The organism is Kitasatospora sp. NPDC058444 (assembly GCF_042721415.1).
GTDB lineage: Bacteria > Actinomycetota > Actinomycetes > Streptomycetales > Streptomycetaceae > Kitasatospora.
Window position 1 is genome coordinate 111596 of the sequence record NZ_JBHXLL010000008.1, and the last position, 17830, is coordinate 129425.

17 protein-coding genes are annotated in these 17830 nt (G+C 72.1%); 6 read left to right on the forward strand and 11 right to left on the reverse strand.

The features are described 5' to 3' along the window. Positions 1-54: 54 nt before the first annotated feature. On the reverse strand, positions 55-678 hold the full coding sequence (locus ACFWP2_RS12090; RefSeq protein WP_380450266.1) for a hypothetical protein: 624 nt from the start codon (positions 676-678) through the stop codon (positions 55-57). A gap of 96 nt (positions 679-774) precedes the next feature. Here ACFWP2_RS12090 and ACFWP2_RS12095 point away from each other — a divergent pair, with 96 nt between their 5' ends. Continuing rightward, entirely contained in the window at positions 775-999 is a 225-nt protein-coding gene (locus ACFWP2_RS12095; RefSeq protein ID WP_380450267.1) for an LD-carboxypeptidase, read from the forward strand. An 83-nt stretch (positions 1000-1082) separates the two neighbouring features. Here the strand turns inward: ACFWP2_RS12095 and ACFWP2_RS12100 are convergent, their stop codons facing one another. Further along, entirely contained in the window at positions 1083-2222 is a 1140-nt protein-coding gene (locus ACFWP2_RS12100; protein WP_380450268.1) for a hypothetical protein, read from the reverse strand. A gap of 679 nt (positions 2223-2901) precedes the next feature. Between ACFWP2_RS12100 and ACFWP2_RS12105 the strand changes: the two genes are divergently transcribed. Beyond that, positions 2902-3225 (forward strand): hypothetical protein, encoded by a 324-nt coding sequence (locus ACFWP2_RS12105; protein WP_380450269.1) that lies wholly within the window; start codon positions 2902-2904, stop codon positions 3223-3225. Positions 3226-3291: 66 nt separating this feature from the next. On the opposite strand, the gene ACFWP2_RS12110 is transcribed toward ACFWP2_RS12105, so the two are convergent. Beyond that, positions 3292-3744, reverse strand: coding sequence for a DUF3995 domain-containing protein (locus ACFWP2_RS12110; RefSeq protein ID WP_380450270.1), 453 nt, complete (start codon positions 3742-3744; stop codon positions 3292-3294). A gap of 634 nt (positions 3745-4378) precedes the next feature. Here ACFWP2_RS12110 and ACFWP2_RS12115 point away from each other — a divergent pair. After that, a complete protein-coding gene (locus ACFWP2_RS12115) occupies positions 4379-4756 on the forward strand; it encodes a ribosomal protein L7/L12 (RefSeq protein ID WP_380450271.1) in 378 nt (125 codons plus the stop codon). Positions 4757-4817: 61 nt separating this feature from the next. Here the strand turns inward: ACFWP2_RS12115 and ACFWP2_RS12120 are convergent, their stop codons facing one another. From ACFWP2_RS12120 to lanKC, 4 genes are all read right to left on the reverse strand, one after another. Then, positions 4818-5282: an NUDIX domain-containing protein gene (locus tag ACFWP2_RS12120; RefSeq protein WP_380450272.1), complete on the reverse strand. Its 465-nt coding sequence runs from the start codon at positions 5280-5282 to the stop codon at positions 4818-4820. A gap of 363 nt (positions 5283-5645) precedes the next feature. Next, positions 5646-6917, reverse strand: a complete 1272-nt coding sequence (locus ACFWP2_RS12125; RefSeq protein WP_380450273.1) for an MFS transporter — start codon at positions 6915-6917, stop codon at positions 5646-5648. Beyond that, the gene (locus ACFWP2_RS12130; protein ID WP_380450274.1) at positions 6907-7500 is read right to left on the reverse strand and encodes a flavoprotein; all 594 of its coding nucleotides are present in this window, start codon (positions 7498-7500) and stop codon (positions 6907-6909) included. The genes ACFWP2_RS12125 and ACFWP2_RS12130 overlap by 11 nt, the downstream gene beginning before the upstream one ends. Next, positions 7493-10120, reverse strand: a complete 2628-nt coding sequence (gene lanKC, locus ACFWP2_RS12135; protein ID WP_380450275.1) for a class III lanthionine synthetase LanKC — start codon at positions 10118-10120, stop codon at positions 7493-7495. Before lanKC ends, ACFWP2_RS12130 begins: the two co-directional genes overlap by 8 nt. Positions 10121-10914: 794 nt before the next feature. Between lanKC and ACFWP2_RS12140 the strand changes: the two genes are divergently transcribed. Further along, positions 10915-11634, forward strand: coding sequence for a hypothetical protein (locus ACFWP2_RS12140; RefSeq protein WP_380450276.1), 720 nt, complete (start codon positions 10915-10917; stop codon positions 11632-11634). A gap of 161 nt (positions 11635-11795) precedes the next feature. Here ACFWP2_RS12140 and ACFWP2_RS12145 read toward each other — a convergent pair whose 3' ends face one another. Beyond that, on the reverse strand, positions 11796-12758 hold the full coding sequence (locus ACFWP2_RS12145; RefSeq protein WP_380450277.1) for a 5'-nucleotidase: 963 nt from the start codon (positions 12756-12758) through the stop codon (positions 11796-11798). 144 nt (positions 12759-12902) lie between these two features. Between ACFWP2_RS12145 and ACFWP2_RS12150 the strand changes: the two genes are divergently transcribed. Then, positions 12903-13685, forward strand: coding sequence for an HAD family hydrolase (locus ACFWP2_RS12150; protein ID WP_380450278.1), 783 nt, complete (start codon positions 12903-12905; stop codon positions 13683-13685). Between the two features lie 71 nt (positions 13686-13756). Here ACFWP2_RS12150 and ACFWP2_RS12155 read toward each other — a convergent pair whose 3' ends face one another. Continuing rightward, positions 13757-14443: a helix-turn-helix domain-containing protein gene (locus ACFWP2_RS12155; protein WP_380450279.1), complete on the reverse strand. Its 687-nt coding sequence runs from the start codon at positions 14441-14443 to the stop codon at positions 13757-13759. A 63-nt stretch (positions 14444-14506) separates the two neighbouring features. Here ACFWP2_RS12155 and ACFWP2_RS12160 point away from each other — a divergent pair, with 63 nt between their 5' ends. After that, positions 14507-15310, forward strand: coding sequence for an NAD(P)H-binding protein (locus tag ACFWP2_RS12160; RefSeq protein WP_380450280.1), 804 nt, complete (start codon positions 14507-14509; stop codon positions 15308-15310). 574 nt (positions 15311-15884) lie between these two features. Here the strand turns inward: ACFWP2_RS12160 and ACFWP2_RS12165 are convergent. Then, positions 15885-16589, reverse strand: a complete 705-nt coding sequence (locus tag ACFWP2_RS12165; RefSeq protein WP_380450281.1) for a response regulator — start codon at positions 16587-16589, stop codon at positions 15885-15887. Next, complete coding sequence (locus ACFWP2_RS12170) at positions 16586-17752, reverse strand: histidine kinase (RefSeq protein ID WP_380450282.1); 1167 nt, start codon at positions 17750-17752, stop codon at positions 16586-16588. Before ACFWP2_RS12170 ends, ACFWP2_RS12165 begins: the two co-directional genes overlap by 4 nt. Positions 17753-17830: the final 78 nt, after the last annotated feature.

The following is a 17830-nucleotide window of genomic DNA, read 5'->3' on the forward strand; positions in this document are numbered from 1 at the left end:
GGACGCTGGCAACTGTCCTCCTTGGATGCGCAACAACCCAGGCCTCACGGGGCGTCAGTCATGGCAGGGGGGGCAGGCCGTTTCCACGCAGGTTACTTCGGCCTTGGAGCATTCGTCAGTTGGAGGGAGGCACCCCCCGCAGGTGCTCTCACACGTGGGCAAACTGCATCCGGTCTCGTAGCACGTGTCGCATGTCATGGACGCGCAGGTGCAGGTGTAGAAGCCCTGTGTGTGACACTGCCCCCGAAGGTCGGTGTCGCACTCGTAGCACGAGTACGCCGTCCCGCCGGTATCTCCGAAGCGGGCGAATCTTGGACGTCCACGTCGAATATCAAGATCGAATTCGTCCGGCGAGCGCGCCTTCATGGTGTGCGTGTAGTCGATATCGGCGCCCTTCTTCAGCGTGATCCGAGTAGCTTCGGCCCCAAGGAACGGTGCCTTGTCCGAAGGGATCTGCGAGCTGTACAGGACATCCACGACAGAGAACTCGACAAAGTAGTCGAGTTCCCTCGTGAAGTAAAGACGCCTGCGGCCGGCCACGTCGCTGTCACCGAGGAGCCCGTTCAGGGTCACTCCGGCAATCGGCGGCTGTGAGGGCTCGGGGCGCAGTCTCTCGACGAGAGGGTCCTGCGGTCCCTCGACATCCCTGGAACCACTTTTGTCCGCGGGGTCGGCCATGATGCGCTCCCCACACGATTCGGACGGCCCGATACCGACGGCAACTTGCTTCCATTCTTTCTCTGCCGGGGCAGGTCTGCCATTCGGCCAGCCTGGTTGGCCACCGGCCGCCCTGCAGTAGCCAACCTCAATGGTCTTCTGCGTGATCCCGAGGTGCGCACGATCGTCGCGAGTGACGGCGGCCAGACGGCGCTCGGATACCTCGACCTGATCGACGTCGAGGCAATCAGGGCCGATCCCAAGCCGATCCTCGGCTACAGCGACATCTCGCTGCTGCATCTGGTGACCGGCGACCATCCGGTGGTGAGCACCCGGTGGTGAGCACCCGCACCCGCCCCGGTGGCCGGGGCCGGATGCGGGGGCGGGGGCGGGGCCGCGGGCGGTTCGATCGAACGCCTCTGGGATCAGGACGACTTGGTGATGGTGTAGACGACGTAAACGCCGCACTGGGCGCCCGAGCCCTGCTTGGTGACGACCCAGCCGGCCGGGATCACGGACGGCCCGCAGACCTGCATGCTGGTCTGGTCGGTGACCTTGACGATGGTGTACGTCCCGTAGGTGCCGCAGGCAGTGGAGGTGGTCTGGATCGCGGTGATCACCCAGCCCGGCGGGATCGGGGACTGCCCGCAGTCCTGGAGGGTGGTCTGGGTGGTGACCTTCAGCAGCGAGTACAGCGGGTAGTTGCCGCAGCCCGCGCCGTTCTGCATCGCCGTGATCACCCAGCCCGCCGGAACCGGGGAGTTGGCGCAGGCCTGGATGCTCGTCTGGTTCGACAACTGGACGATGGTGTACGTCCCGTAGGAGCCGCAGGCGGCGGAGGTGGTCTGGATCGCGGTGATCACCCAACCGCTGGGGACGGCGGACTGTCCGCAATCCTGGAGGGTGGTCTGGGTGGTGACCTTCAAGAGCGAGTACAGCGGGTAGTTGCCGCAGCCCGCGCCGTTCTGCATCGCCGTGATCACCCAGCCGGCCGGAACCGGCCAGTTGCCGCAGGCCTGGACGGAGGTTCGGTCGCCCAGCGGCACGAGGGTGTAGGTGCTGTAGGTACCGCAGGCGGGAGAGACGGTCTGGATCGCCGTGATCACCCAGCCCGGCGGGATCGGGGACTGCCCGCAGTCCTGGAGGACGGTCTGGTCGGTGACCTTCAGCAGCGAGTACAGCGGGTAGCTCCCGCAGGTTCCGGCGCCGCTCTGCATCGCCGTGATCACCCAGCCGGCGGGTATCGGCCCGTTCGAGCAGGCCTGGACCGAGGTCAGGGCCGAGGCGTCGGCGATGGTGAAGAGCCCGTAGCCGCCGCAGCCGGACCACTGCTCGCTGACGATCACCCAGCCGGTCGGCACCGGGGTGTAGCCACAGATCGTCGTCGTCCCGCCGGCCTGCGGCGCGGTCCGTACGGCCTGCACCGACCCGGCCGTCCGCGCGAGCGGCGCACCGGCCGTCTGCGCGGCCGCCTGCGCGACCGGCGCACCGGCCAGGGTCAGACCTCCCAGCAGCAGCGCGGCGACCGCCAGTCGGCGGGACAGGAACCGTCTCAGTCCGGGCATGCGCATCCTTCGTCCTCCCCATCGTTCCGGCCTGTTGGCGCCTGAGAGCTTGTCAGGCCCGCGCCCCCGTGACCAGACCCGTCGCGCGGAACGCGGGGACGCGGCACCACTGACCCGGATCTCCCGCCGACCCGCGGCGGAGGCTCCGGGGCGGCAGCGGCCACAGCGCCCGGCGCAGCCGGGCCACGCGGCTGCTGGATGGGGCCGCACTCGCCTTTCGCACTCCGCCCCCGCCTGCGCCCTCGCCGCTGCGCGGGCCGCCCCAGGTCCGCTTGTGGGTCTCCCCCGGCGGGACGAGCTCGGATGACGCCCGGCGCAGCCGCGGCTGGGCCGTCCACGTCCGGTCGCCCTACCTCCCGCTGCGCCTGCTCCAGGCGGCCGGGCGTACCTGACGAGGCGCCCGGGAGCCGAAGGCCGCACTCTGATCGCCCGACGGACCCGACGGACCTGACGGTCCCGCGGGCGTCGACGCACTGCTCCCGCCGATCCTGCACAGCCGTTGGGCGCGTCGGCTCCGGACGCACCAGGCGCGGAGCAGGAGGAGCGATCGGGGCCTGAGCGACGCGGGAACGGACGAGGCGAGCCGACCCCGTACGGGAGCGGCGAAGGAGCGGGGCCCACAGTCGGCTGTGCACTCCCGAGCCTGGTGCCCGGCGGGGTTGTTCGACAGGATGTTCCGGTGGCGAACCTGACCCGGATCCTGACGATGACCCGCACCAACTTCCGCGCGGCCGACCCGGTCCAGCGGTGGACCGCGTGTGCGGCCTGGGCCATGCTGACCGCGACGGCCTGGCTGGCGGTGATGTTCACGACCGTCTTCGGAGCCGAGGTCGCCGGGGCTCCCATGGGAGTCGTGAAGTGGCTGGCGATCGTCCTCTCGCCGGCGGTCCCCCTCGTCTCGTGGATCGCCGTCACCTCCGAACCCGGCGGGCGCCCCGGCGCACCGGCCCTGACCGTCGTCCTCCTGCTGGCGGCCGTCCTGCTCGTCATCGCCTTCATCTGAACCGAGGACCCGGGAATCCTGCCGGGCCGGCGTGTGCGACGGCGCACTCAACGCACGGCAGGCTCCTCAGCGTTTCGCGGCGGACGAACCCCGCCACGCCACCGCGGCCGCCCCGGCGCCCAGGGCCGCGCACAGCGGCGAGTAGTACCGCAGGTTCAGCCGCCGGAACCGCTCCGTACGCTCGCTGACCCGCCCGAACACCACCGGCCCGGCCACACCGCGCGCCAACAGCACTCCGGCCACCGCCAGGACCCCGGCCCGCCGCACCGCCGGCGGCCCGACCCGCGGCAGCACCCCTGCCTCCGCTCCCACCAGGCACGACGCCGCCCCCAGCAACCCCGCCACCGCCAGACACGCCCCGGCCGGCGGCACGCCGTCCCCCGTCCCCACCACGACGTCCGCGAACTCCTCCGGCGACCGCAACGGCCACGGCGTCACCACCCACACCGCGTGCAGCGCCCCCACCGCCGCCAACGCCGCCGACACCGCACCCCCGACGACACGCACCGGATCAGCCATGCCCGAACCCCTCCCGCAGCCGTTCACGCTTCTCCCGCCACCGTACGGGTGCTCACACCCGACCCGGCGGGCGCGGTCGGGCTTGATCACCCAGCCGGTGCGGAGGCGCTCCCCTGCTCCGGGGCCTGGCCACGGTCGGCGTATGACGGCAGGCCAGGGAGATTCATCAGCTCCCGGTGAGCCGCGGACAGGAGTCTTCCGAGCCGGTGTCCGCACCTCGCCCCCGGATCCGCGCCCGCCGCTCAGAGGTCCGTTGCACCCGGATAGTGGCGGCGAAGTTCGTCGAGTACTCGCTCGTCGACAGCCCTGACGTCCCACAACGAGCTGTCTACTTCGGTCAGGACGACCCTCACCCCGTCCTCGGCGAACCGGTGCCGGATTTCCGTGCGCCGAAGGGGCCGACGGCCTCGCGGCGCCGGTCCTTCCGGTCGGCACACCGAGTCGGGAGGCGTTGGCCGGAGCGAGTTCCTCGTCACCGGCGAGGCCGATGTGGGACAGACCTTGGAGACGGTCTTCCTCGGGCGCTGGTTCAGGCACTGCGCGGTGGTTCGGCGGCCGCCGAAAACCGGTGGGCCCAGGGGTCTGTCCGCCGACATACTGGGGCGATTGTCCTGCTGCCGGAGGAGATGCGCCCATGGAGGATCCGCAGTTCACCGCGCTGGTGACCGGACCCGGGGACGGGGGGCCGAATGCCCTGCGGGCCGTCAGGGCGGTGACCGGGCTGAGCCTGTGGCATAGCAAGCTGCTCCTGGGCAGCGCCCCTGTGGTGGTTCTGGAGGAAGTCCCGTTCGACACGGCCGTCGTCGCGGCTCGGCGGCTACGGGAGGCGGGTGTGCCTGCGGCTGTCCGGTGCACCTGGTGCGACCGGACAACGCCGGGCGACGAGACGCCGCTCGACCCGGGGCCCTGTGCGTCCCGGTCCTGGCCGACCGCCCATTGCCAGGCGAACTCCCTCACCAGCTGTGACTGCGAGTTCTGCGGCACCTACGGGCCCATCCGCCTCACCTTCTGAACGCCCTGGCGCTCCTGAGGGCAGCAGGGGGCAGAGGGTGGGGCCGGGTGAGCTGGGGCCGTCACGCTGGCGGCCGGCCGTGGTGGGCCAGGCCGCCGGGGTCGGTGAGGGCGCCGTGGATGCCGGCGGCGGGGTACGGGATCAGGTCGTCGGGCAGGCCGTCCTCGCTGAACCAGCGCAGGTCCAGGCACTTCTCGGGCTCGCGGTTGACCGGCTCCCCCTGCCACTCGGCGGCGAGGTAGAACAGCCCGAGGCGCAGGGTCGCCGGGTCGTGGCGGTGCAGGACGGTGTAGGCGAGGTGGAGGTGGGCCGGGTCCACGGTGATCCCGGTCTCCTCCTCCAGTTCGCGGGCGGCGCCGTGGGCGGGCTTCTCGCCGGGGTCGAGTTTGCCGCTGGGGGCGTGCCACTGGCCGTAGCCGTAGGGGCTGCCGCGCTGGGACAGCAGGACCTTGCCGTCCGGGGTGCGCAGGATGACGTGGACGTCCACGACCGGAGACGGGGTTGGACTCGTGTCGCTGGTGCTCATGTTCTCTCTAACTCCCGTACGGGCGTTTGGTGTTGATCGTCCGGGGCGGAACCTGTTCCAGCATGGCCTGTAGGTGGTGTCCACGGTGTGGAGCCGCTGGCCGAGCCGTCAAAGCACGGGGCCGACCTCCTGGTAGAGCCGCAGTTCGCGGGCGGTGGCGGCGTCGGCATCGAGTTCGAAGCGGTGCCGGGTACCGCAGTGGGCGAGGCCGCGCTGCACGGTGTCGGGTTGCGGTGGCGCTGTTCGCGGGAGTCCGATGAGCGCGCGGCGTCGGGGTGCGTGCATCGCAAGGCGGAGGACGGGGGCGCCTCCCGGACGAAGGCTTGGGGAGCGTCGCGCGCCCGGGGAACTGTCGGACACGCCTCAGCCTCCGGCCGGTGGCGGTGGGTGGCGGAGGCCCGGCAGGAAGGCCAGGGCCAGGACGACGGCGAGCACGAGGGTGTGGACCGCCATCGCGCCGCGGACCGAGACGTGTTCGCCGATCCAGCCGGTGGCCGCGGCGGCGAACGGGTAGAGCGAGCCGCCGACGACGAACATCGAGCTCTGCACCCGGCCCATGAGCGCGTCCGGGACCGCGCCCAGGACGCGGGCGTTGGTCCTGACCACCACCGCCGGGCTGACCAGGGCGACCACCGCCAGGCAGCCGGTCATCACGACGGGCGACGGGTGCAGGGCGGCGCCGCCCGCGACGGCGGCGATCAGGGCGGTGACGACGCGCAGCAGCCGGGCGTCCGGGACCCGGGAAAAGCGCGGGGCGAGCACGGCGCCGGCCACGCCCGCGAGCGCCGTGACGGCCAGCGCCAGGCCCAGCGACTGCGGGCGGTCGCGGCCGGCGACGAGGACGAGGACGAAGGCGAGGCCGGCGGTGGCGAAGTTGACCAGGGCGGACCAGGCCAGCAGCGCCCGCAGGTAGCGGGAGCCGGCCACGAACCGCAGGCCCTCGGCGACGGCGGCCCGCAGCCGCGGCCCGGCCGCCCCCTCGCCGCCGCCCAGCGGGCGGCGCACCGTCAGCAGCAGCCCCAGCGACACCAGGTAGGACAGCGCGTCGAGCAGGAACGGCGAGGCGGGGTTCAGCCGGTAGAGGACCGCGCCGAGCAGGGGGCCGACGAACTGGACGAGGTAGGACTGGCCCTGGCCGAAAGCGACGGCCGCGTCGAGCTCCCGCCGGGGCACCAGTCGTGGCAGGGCCGCCGCGCCCGCCGGTATCGCGACCGCGGTCAGCAGGCCCTCCAGCGTGGCGAGCGCGCCGGCGAGCAGGACCGGTCCGCCGCCGCCGAGCACCAGCAGGCCCAGCGCCCCGACGGCGGCCGCCCGGCCCGCGTCCGCGGCGACCAGGACGGTTCGGCGGTGGCGGCGGTCCGCGAGGACGCCCGCCGGCAGCTGGCTCGCGAACACCGCGAGGAGCCGGGCGGTGCCGACCAGGCCGGCCAGGGTGGGCGAACCGCTACGGTCGAGGATCCACAACGGCAGGGCGAGCATGGTGAGCTGCGAGCCGATGCCGGAGAGGCCCGCGCCGAACCAGAGCCGTCTGAAGTCCCGGTGGCGCAGCGGCCCGGCGCGGCGCCACCGGCGGCGGACGCGGGGGCCCGCCCGGGCCGGCCCCCGGTGCTCCCCCTTGGTGAGGTCAACCGACATCGGACCGCTCCCCGGACCGCTCCGCCGCAGGTTCCCCGGGCGCGGGGAGCGTCCGCCACCAGGAGGCGAGCACCTGCGCCGCCCGGTCCGGCGGCAGCAACCCGCGGCCGTCGGCCACCCGGCCGCTCCACAGCTCGTACACCGCGCCGGGCTGCGGGTCCACGACGACGTGCCCCTCGGCGCGCAGGGTGGTGACGTGGCGCCGGGTGGCGGGCTTGTCCCACATGACGGCGTTCATGCTCGGGAAGAACAGCACCGGCCGCGGGTGGGCCAGCAGGGCGGTCTGCGCGGGCGAGCCCGCCAGTCCGAGGGCCGCGCCGGCGAGCATGTTCGCCGTGGCCGGCAACACGGCGAGGCCCCGGGAGCGCAGCGCGAGCTCGGTGGGGTTGAGGAGGTCGCCCGGGCCGTAGCTCTCGTCGGCGTGCCAGGCGAGCGCCTCGGCGCGCAGGAACCGCTCGGCGCCGTGGGTGAGCAGCAGCCGCAGCGGCGCCGACACGCTCTGCCGCAGGCGGACCAGGTAGCCGGGCAGGTCGAGCGCGGCGCTCGCCCCGCAGACGATGACGGACAGCGCGTCGTCACGCATGACGGCCTCCTGCGGACGCCTGCACGGATACTGCCGTCTCCGGGAGGAGGTCGTCCAGGGTGTAGTTGAAGTCCGCCGAGCCCCGGTGCAGCCGGTCGAGGACGAGCGCGATGCCCGCGCTGCCGGTCGCGAAGTCGGTGCTGTAGCGCAGCAGGCTCTCGCCCGGGAACGCCAGGCCCTCCGGCCGGCGGCCGGCCAGGGTGAGGATCGCCCGGGCGCTGCGCTCGGCCGGCTCCCGGAGTTCGGGCCGGCCGAGCAGCTGGGCGCAGTCGAGGGCGAGGTTCGCCGGGCCTGCCATGCCGCGGTACAGGCCCGTGGTGATGGTGATGCCGCCGACCCCGCGGAGCAGGATGCCGTCCAGGGCCCGGTGCAGCGGCGCCTCGTCGGGCAGCAGCCGGCAGTAGCGGACCAGGGCGGTGCCGACGCCCGCCGAGCCGCGCAGCCAGTACGGGGAGTAGACCGCACTGCCCACGCGGCCGGGGACGGCGAGCATCCCGTCGTCCTGGAACACGCCCTGGGCGAGGTCGTGCTCCAGGGCCCGCCTGCCGATGCGCAGGTAGGCGTCGTCGCCGGTGGCGCAGTGCAGGTACAGCAGGAATGCGGCGACGCCCGAGGAGCCGTGGGCGTAGCCGACCTGCGGCGCCCGCCCGCTGCCGTCGGCCCAGTAGAGGCCCTGGCCGGCGTCCTGGGCGGTGGCGACCAGTTGGTCGCCGATCCGGGTGGCCTCGTGGAGGTGACGGCCCTCACGGGTGTGGCGCCAGATGGCGAGGCAGGCCAGGCCGAGCCCGGCCGCACCGGTGGCGAGGTCGGCCGGCGGCGCGGCACCGGCGCTCCCGGAACCGGCCGGGTCCGTCCGCAAGGCGCGGTCGAGGACGGCGGCGCCCCAGTCGCGTTCGCCGGCGTCGCAGAGCGTCCAGGCGACGCCGGCCAGGCCGAAGCAGAGCCCTGGCGGGAGGCGGTCGAGGGCGGGTTCGGCCCGGGTCATCCAGTCCCGGACGGGCTCCGGGAAGCGCCCGGTGATGCCGTGGACGGCCCGCAGGACGCCGGCCGCGCCGTGGGCCACCGACCAGGGGTTGGTGCGGAAGACCGCGGGGTCGGCCGGGAAGGGCCGGTCGTCGCGGTCGGGCGTCATGACCGCCTCGATGAACGCGAGGGTGTCCGTCACGGCGGCGGGCAGGTCGAGGTGGTCGTCGGGGGTCTCGTCGAGGGGCAGTCCGAGGGTGCGGAACAGCCCGTCCACCGGTCGGCGCAGCAGTCCGGCGACGTGCCGGGTGGACCGGGCCAGGGCGGGCGGGTCGAGCGCGAGCAGGGTGTTGCGGGGCAGCAGCATCGCCAGTTCGACTGCGGCCAGGGCATACCCGTCGAACGTCCGGCCGTCGGGGCTGCCGTCCGGTTCGGCGGGTGCGAACCCGGGCGTGCGCGGATACTGGTCCTGACGGGCGTTCAGCGGCCGCACGGACTCGAAGTCGATCAGCCGGACCCGCAGGGTCTCCGGGTCGACGAGGACGTTGGTCAGCGACACGTCACCGTGGACGAGATCGCGCTTGTGGCACGCGTCGAGGGCGGCGCGCAGGCCGTCCAGCACCCTATCGGCGACCTTCGCGTAGTCGGCAGCGGCCTGCGCGGTCAGGGCGTTGGCGGCGATGGGGTTCTTCAGCCCGATGAAGCTCACCAGGGCCAGCCCTTCCACGTGCTCCTCGGCGAGGAAGAGGTGTTCCCACTCCTCGAACAGCTCCAGCGGCTCGGGCGCCACGCCGGTGCCGTGCAGCAGCTTCAGCGCCTCGAACTCGCGGCGCAGCCGGGTCTGGGCGTCGGAGCCGTCCTCGGCGTAGGCGGTGTGCGGGCGGGCCTCCTTCAGCACGACCCGGCGGCCGTCCGAGAGGCGCCGGGCGAGGTAGACCCCGCCGGCCCCGCTGTAGTGCAGCGCGCTCTCGACCTGGTAGCCGTGCAGGACGGGCGGGCCGGCGGCCGCGGGCGGTTCCTCCTCGAACAGCTCGGGCACCCACGACGGCCGCCGGTACACCGGCGCCCGGTCGTCGACCCACTGCCGCCCGCCGGGCCCGTGCAGCACGGGCAGGGTCGTGCCGTCGGCACCGACCGCGCCGGACGAGGTGAACTCGCCGTACCGGTAGTACAGGCAGCCCGAGTCGCCGTAGCGGCGGTCGGTCAGCACGTACGGACCCCGGACGTCCGCGAGCGGACCGGCCAGGCGGGCCAGCAGTTCGCGGCACTCCTCGGCGGAGCGGGTGTAGATGACGACGACCTTGCCGATCTGGCCGGGCGGCCACCACCTGGTCGACCCCAGCCGGACCAGCCGGGTGGAACGGAGGCACTTGAAGTGGAAAGGGGTGCGGCGGAACTCCGCGGCCACCGCGCGCAGCGCCACGGACGCGTCCTCGGGCACCGCCGAGACGTGGATCTTCCAGCCGTGCGCGGGCAGCGGGGGCACGGCCACCGCCCGGCAGCCGGCCCAGACCCCGGAGGCGGTCACCTCCCCGTCGTCGCCGACGAGTCCGGACAGTTCCTGCTGCAGGTCGGCGGTGAACGGGGCCCGTCCCAGGGGCTCGTAGAAGAGGGGATCGGCGACGGAGAAGGCCTGGTACTCGTCCAGTCTGCGCATGACGTACTCCTCGCTGGCGGCAGCATGGGAAGGGGAGCAGGCCCGGGCCGGCCGCAGCGGGCCGGCCCGGGCGCACGGGACCGTCAACAGGCGTTGCTGACGCCGCTGGAGACCGTGCAGGACTGGGCGAGGGGCCCGAACAGACCCCGCTCGGTGTCGTCCTCGTCGAGCGCCAGGCTGATCAGGGAGAGTACGTTCTGCATCCGGAAATTCACCTCCTCCGTGGTGCTTGCCGGGCCGGACGACCCGGTCCTGCCTCACTGTGGCCCGCCCGCGGTCCCGACCGGTTGAGGCAGTAGCCCCGCTCCTGTCCCGCGCCGCACCCGGGACACGGACCGGCACCGGTCGGCGTGCCCCGGGCCGCCGCGGCACCGGTCGGCGTGCCCCGGATCGGCGCGGCACGTGTCGGCGTGGCGCCGGACGGCGTGGCCGCCCCGCGAGCTCGCCCAACCTGTTCCTGCGCTTCCTGCGGGCCAAGGCCGTCCGGTGGGAACGGAGAGCGGGCTCTCGGCGACGGCCGTTGCGTGCCGGCCGCGCTGCCACCGGCCCTCGGGGCGGTGCGGGAGGGGCGGGAGGTACGTCAAAGCATCGGGGAAACCGGGCACGGAGTCGGGCAGGAGAGCGGCACCGCGAGGCTGAACAGCACACGCGGACCGGGCAACGGCTTTGCCGGGCCGAACACCGGAGGCCGGTCTTTCATCGTTCCGCTGACACGTGGGCTCCTCCTGCGGGATCGTCGGTCCCGTGGCCCGGCTGACGGATGCTTCGGACAGGCCTGGCCTCGGAGGAATGCCATGGGCGAGCGGGAGACGTGGACGACGGACGAGTTCGGCGCCTCACACGAAGGCGCCGTGGGCGTACTCCTGCGGAAGGCGGCCCCGGGGATCACCCCGGGGCCGCCGAGCATCGAACTGCCCGGGGGCGCCAAGTTCCAGTACCGGCAGTTGCAGGAGCGTGTGGAAGCGGTCGAACAGCAGGCCGCGGAGGCGCGGCAGGCGGGGGACGAAGCGAGCCGCCAGGCCCGAGTCGCCCTGGTGGCCGGCGGCGAAGGCATTCGCGGTACCGAGGCGGCGGAGGCGGTGGGCCGTCTCGTCGACGAGTTCACGGACCTGCGGCGCGGTGAGCCGTCGGGGCCGGCGCGGACCTACCGTCAGGAGCTGGTCTTCGCCGAGTTGGCCAGACTCACTCCTCTGGTGGCCGACTATGACACCGCCTCCGCGCTCGGCTCCCCCGACGGCGGGACCCGGCTGGCGGCCTACGCCCGTCTGTACGCCCGGCCGGAGGAGGAGTTCCTGCCGGTGCTCGTCGAGACGGCGGTCTCCGAGGAACTGGCGTTCAACCAGTACTGGGCCTTCCACGCGATCGGTTCGATCGTCGACGCCGTCGGGCCGGGGAACGTGCGGCTCGACACCGTGCGACGTCTGCGTGCGTGTCTTCCCCTGCTCCCCCAGGACAGTGACCGCGTCCGGGCGCTGAGGGCAGTCCTTAGACGGCTCGAGAGCGCGGCGGGCTGACGCTGCCCCGGCGGCTCGCCGGTGCATCCTGCTCGGGCAGACCTCGTTCTTCGGGGATGTGGAACACGGACGGGTGGCAACCGGCTCAGCGGGCTCGGACCCTTGTCGTCCCCATCGGCCCGGGGGCCGGTGGACAGGAATCGTGGCCGGGCGAGGCAGGCTCAGGGGTTGGGCGCGGCCGTGGCCGGCGGCACGGGCGGCTGGTTGAGCCGGCCGAAGGGGACGTGGACGCTCGGTGTGGTCCGGGCCGTGCTCTCGAGGTGGCTGGCCTGGTCGTCGAAGAAGATGTGCGGCTTCAGGACGGACATGATCCGGCCCTTGTCTATCCCGCCGAGGAAGAACGCGTCGTTCACGCGCAGGCCCCAGCGGTTCAGGCTGGTCACCGCGCGCTCGTGGGCGGGGGCGTTGCGGGCGGTGACGATGGACACGTGCACGCGGAGCCGGTAGGCGGGGTCCTTGCGCCGTTCCTCCTCCTCGCGCTGCTGGATCCGGTTGACCGCGGCGAGGAACTCCTTGAGCGGGCCGACGTCGTGGGCGACGTCCGCGTTCGCGACCTCGTGGGCACGGAACTCCTCGATGCCGCCGTCCTGGTAGAGCTGCTCGGCGGAGTCGTCGGCGAGGACGCCGTCGAAGTCGAAGGCGATCCGCAGGTCCGTGTCCTCCGGCTCCTCCTCGGCGACCGGGCCCAGGACGTGTCCGGCGGGCAGTCCGAGTGCGACGGCCTCGCGCACGTCGTCCTGGTTCGCCGACAGGAACAGCGACATGTTCAGCGCCGGCATGAAGCGGTACGGCGAGCGGCCCTGCATGAACACCGCCCGGCTGATGGCCAGGCCGTGGGACTGGATGGAACGCATCACCCGCAGGCCGGTGTCCGGGTCGTTGCGGGAGAGCACGATGACCTCGACCAGCGGGTCGTCGGCCTCGGCGAGGTCGTTCAGGGACAGTAGGCGCCGTACGAACGGGAACGCCACGCCCGGTTCCAGGGTGTCGGTGAGGTGCTCGCGCTGGTAGCCGCGGTAGGCCTCCTCGCCCTGCTCACGGAAGACCCGGTCGCTCTCGGCGAGGTCGAACAGGGCGCTGGAGGCGATGCCTACGACGAGCCGGTCCGCGAGTTCGTACGGCACACCGGCCTCTTCCTCAACAGATGAAACGACGGGCACATCGTCCCACCGGCCGAGGCGATGCCGACGCGCGGGGCCTGGCCGTTCGAGGGCCACTCTTGATCATGGAACTGTTCCGGATCGGTGCTGCCCGCCAGAATGATCGGCATGACGATCCGTGGAGTGCTGTTCGATGTCGATGGAACCCTGTACGCCTACGAGGCGGCCGAGGAGGTCGGTCTTCACGAGCACTTGGTTGCCGAAGGACTCTCCGACCGGTTCGCGTCGCCGGCGGAAGCCCTGCGCGTGTGGCGGGACGTCAGGGAGGAGGAGTACCCACGGTTCCTGAGCGGCGAGTTGACGTTCGCCGCCCAGAAGGCCGTACGGATACGGCGATTTCTCGCACAGGCCGGAGTGGGCGGCGCACGTGAGTTGACGGACGAGACGGCTACGGCCTGGTTCGCGAGCTACGCGTTGCGGAGGAACGCGGTCCGGCGCGCGTTCGACGATGCTCAGCCGGCGCTGAACTCGTTGGCGGGTCGATTCCGACTCGGCGTCGTGTCGAACTCGGTGACCGCGCACCAGCGCACGAAGCTGGATGCGATCGGGCTGCTCGGCTACTTCACGGAGCCGTTGGTCTGCTCCCAGGAGCACGGTGCCGCCAAGCCGGCGGCGAGCATCTTCCTGGCAGGCTGCGAGGCCCTGGGGTTGGCGCCCGCCGAGGTGGCCTACGTGGGTGATGACTACGAAAAGGACGCGGTCGGGGCACGGGACGCAGGGTTGCAGGCCATCTGGCTGGACCGCTCGGCTTCCCGAGGGCCCGGTGCCGTGGACGCAGGTATCCGGGTGATCGCCTCGTTGACGGAACTGATGAGTTTGTCTCACGGGACAGAACACCAGGAGGTCGCGCAGACAGCCGCGATAGGCACCTCCGGAGATGAAGAGGCATAGGGCCTGGTGAACGGGTTTGCGACGCTCTCTGATCACCGGGAGACCTGCTTCTTCGTGCCGTGCCCTGGAACTCAGGCAGTGCACGAAGTCGCGGCGGGGCGCCGACCGGCGGTGAACGCGGCCGGTGGGACACCCATGAAGTGGCGGAACTCGGCCGTCATGTGGGACTGGTCGTAGTAGCCGGCCGTCGCGGCGATGTCCGCCCATCGGCCCGCGTCGGCCGCGAGCACGGTGCGGACGCGGTCGAGGCGGGCGAAGTGCTTGGGGGCCAAGCCGGTGGCGTCGGTGAACAGGGTGTGCAGGCGGCGCTCACTGATGTGCAGCCGGGCCGCGGTCGTGGAGACGGTGGTGTCGGCCAGTAGACGCGCCGCCTCTTCGAGCCGCTCCGACGGTTCCGGGCGGTCGGCCACTGCTTCTTCGAGTGCGGCGACCGGGTCGGCGGCGAGCCGGTCGATGTCCAGGCCCGGTAGTTCGCGAAGCGGCAGGACACCGTCGGCGAGCCCGTTCAGCGAACGTCCGAGCAGGGTTTGGGCGCGACCCGGTCGCATACGGATCCGCACGCACGACTGGCCGGGCGCGGCGACGTGGTAAGCGGCCCGGGTGCGGGGGCCCATGACGATCAGTTCGCGCCTGTCCGTGCGCACGATGAGTGTGGTGGCGTGGTCGGGCACGTCGACCGCCGCCGAACCGGCCGCCGTGGCGACGTCGATCCCGGCCACCCACCGCAGAAGGGCGGGCGGCACGACGAGAGAACTCACGCGGCCCACGATAGTGCCGAAACTTCCTATCAGGAGCTGTGGGAGCGCTGTCATCGTCGGGACATGATCCTTGTTACCGGTGCCACCGGCACCATCGGTAGTCACGTCGTGCGTCTGCTCGCCGAGCGGGGCCTGCCGTTGCGGGCGATGTCCCGCCGCGAGCGGCCCGGCGGGGTGCGGGCCGACTTCGCCGACCCGGCGTCGCTGGCGCGCGCGGTGGCCGACGTCGACACGGTCTTCCTCGTCACCGTGCCTCCCGTACCAACCGCGGACCACGACATCGCCCTGGTCGCGGCCGCGCGGGCGGCAGGCGTCCGCAAGATCGTCAAGCTGTCCGCCATCGGCAGCGGCGAGCGGTTCGACGGGGCGACCGTCGGCGCGTGGCACCTCGCCGCGGAGGAGGCGATCGAGGCCAGCGGGCTCGCGTGGACGGTGCTGCGCCCGCCGAGCTTCGCCTCGAACCTCCTGTGGCACCGGGCCCTGATCCAGGCCGGAGAACCGATCCCGAACCTGACCGGCGACTCTCGGCAGGCCGTCGTCGACCCGAGGGACGTGGCCGCGGTCGCCGTCGCCGCCATGACCGGCGATGCCCACGACGGGCAGCGGTACGACCTGACCGGCCCGCAGCTGCTGACGTCCGCGGACCAGGCGGCGATCCTGGCGGGCGTGCTGGAACGGCCGGTCAGGACCGCCGACACGAACGCGCTCGACCGGTTGCCGGCCGAGATGGCCACCGGCATCGGCTGGGCACGCGCGGGCGGTGCGGCCTACGTCACCGACCACGTGCCGCGAATCCTCGGCCGACCGGCGGGCACGTTCGAGCAGTGGGCACGCGACCATCGGGAGGCATTCGCGGCGATACCGTAACCGACCGCCGACGACGGCCCCGACAACGGCCGCCAGGACTCTGGTGGTTGAAGGGACCCGGCCTGTTCTCCTCGGTGCTTCGCTGGAGCTGGTGAGAACTCGCGCAGATGGGTGCGGGGCCGTGGTCGCCGGCCGGGGTGATCGTCCGCCCCGGAGAAGCGTCCCGGGCCTGGGTCAAAAGGTCTACGCGCGTCTGCCGACCTACCAGGCGCTCATCCGCACCGCGGCCGACGCGGTCACCACCCCCGGCCGGGTCCGGCCACGGAGCGGATCAGCTTCACCGTTCTGCTGCGGGCCGCCGCCGATCAGGTCACCACCGCCACCGGCATGCACGCCGCCGGACCCGACCCCTCGCTCGGACCGATCGATCGGATGGTCCTGGACAACCTGCTGCCCACCGCGCGGCGCCGGCGCGTCAAGGCCCGCAGCCGCAAGAACCCAACGAGCAAGTACGGGCCGAACGCAGGAGAACACCCGCAAACCACCCGGACCTACGCTCTTTCTGTCGAGAACCACGCCATGGAGGACGGATCTGCATCACGCCGCCGCCGGTAGACGCAACGGCGTTGAAGTCCTAGTTGTATTCGAACCAGGTCAGGATGGCCTTCACCCGGCGGTTGTCCTCACCGGAGGGCATGCCGAGTTTCAGAAAGACGTTCCCCACATGTTTGGCCACGGCGGCGCCCGAGAGGAACAGCTCTGCCGCGATCTCCGCGTTGGAGCGGCCTTCGGCCATGAGAGCGAGCACCTCCTGTTCGCGGGCCGTGAGCCGGGCGAGCGGGCCCTGCGGCGGGTCGGCGCGGGTGACGTGGCGAACCACCTCGGGGTCGATCACCACTCCGCCGCCGGAGACCGTCTCGACGGCCCGCAGGAAGTCCGCCACTCTGCCCACCTTCTCCTTGAGCAGGTAGCCGACTGCCCCGTCGGCGCCCGGGCCGTTCAGGAGTTCGCGCACGTACGGGCCCGTGACGTAGGCGGAGAGGACCAGTACCGGCAGGCCCTGGTGCCGCGACCGAATGTCGATCGCGGCCCGGAGTCCGTCGTCGGTGTTCCCGGGCGGCATGCGAACATCCGTGATCACCAGGTCGGGGGCGGCTCCGGCCGCGGCGAGGTCGTCGACAGCGGCGACCAGTTCGTCAGCGTCCTCGCATTCGCGGATCACGTCGTGGGCACTGGAAACCAGGATCTCCCGGATTCCGGCGCGTATCAGCAGGCTGTCGTCTGCCAGGATGATTCTCACAATCGATTTCCCATCGCTTTCCCTGTCGAATTCCGTCACCACGGGGGTTGGGCCGGAGCGGATGCCACGACCTCCGTTCCGCCGCCCGGCGGGCTGATGATTTCGAGGTTCCCACCGACGCTTCGCATCCGCTCACGCAGCCCGGAGAGCCCGGATCCGGTGCTGATCCGCGCGCCGCCGGCGCCGTCGTCGCCCACCCGGACACGGACGCCGCTCTCGGTGCACCGCATCTCGATCCGGGCGCTCCCGACGCCCGCGTGCTTGGCGATGTTCGTCAGGGCCTCCGAGACCGTGAAGTACACGGCCGTGGCGATCGTCGAGGAGAGCCAAGCGTCCGTACCGGTGCTGGTCAGTTCGACCTGCAACGGTGATCTGGCCACCAGCTCCCGGACGGCGGCGACGAGACCGAGATCGCTCAGTTCGCTGGGGTGGATGTCGCGCACCGTCTCCCTCAGCCGTTCGAGCGCGCGCTCCGCCTGGCCCTGGGCCTGGCGGGCCAGCTGGACGATCCGTTCCTGGTCGGTGGCTGTCGCTGCGGCTTCCAGGATTCCCAGGCGCATGACGAGGGCGACGAGTTCCTGCTGGGCGCCGTCGTGCAGGTCACGCTCGATGCGCCGGCGCTCGTTCTCGAAGGCCGCCGTCAGCGAGGCCCGGCTGGCGTGGAGTTCCTCCAGTTTCGCGAGCAGGTCGGGGTTCCGGCTCCCCGAGAAGGCCCGCAGGAGCAGGTCGCGGAGCAGGGAGATGCCGGCCAGCGCGCCCACGGTGACCGCACCGAGGGCGATTCCCGCGGGCACCGCCGCGAACGTTTCCCACAGGGCGGCCGGGGTGAACGGGCCGACTTTCGCGGCGATGCCGAAACCCCAGAAGACGGGGGAGAAAACCAGTGCCAGAGCGCCGATGAATCCGAAGAAGCCCACCAACAGCGAGAGCGCGGACAGGAGCGCGGCGGTGACGAACACGGGGAGGTCGGTCCTCCACACCGACCGTGCCCGCAGCCGACCGGCCACCCACTGCGGCCAGCTGCGGTCGGCGGGTCGCAGCGGCATCGTCCGGACTCCGCACCACTGCGCCCTGGAGCGGTCCAGTTCGGCCACCACCGGAACCGAGACCGGCGCAGCGAGAACGGAAATCAGGAGAATCGGAAAGGCGGCCGCTGCGACGAATTCGGTCAGCAGCCTCCGGGCAACACGAATCTGCGCCATGATCAACATTTTCGCACAGTTCGTATCGGTCGGGCGGTAGATCCAAGTCTACCTCCAATAGCAGTGCAGGCACCCGTG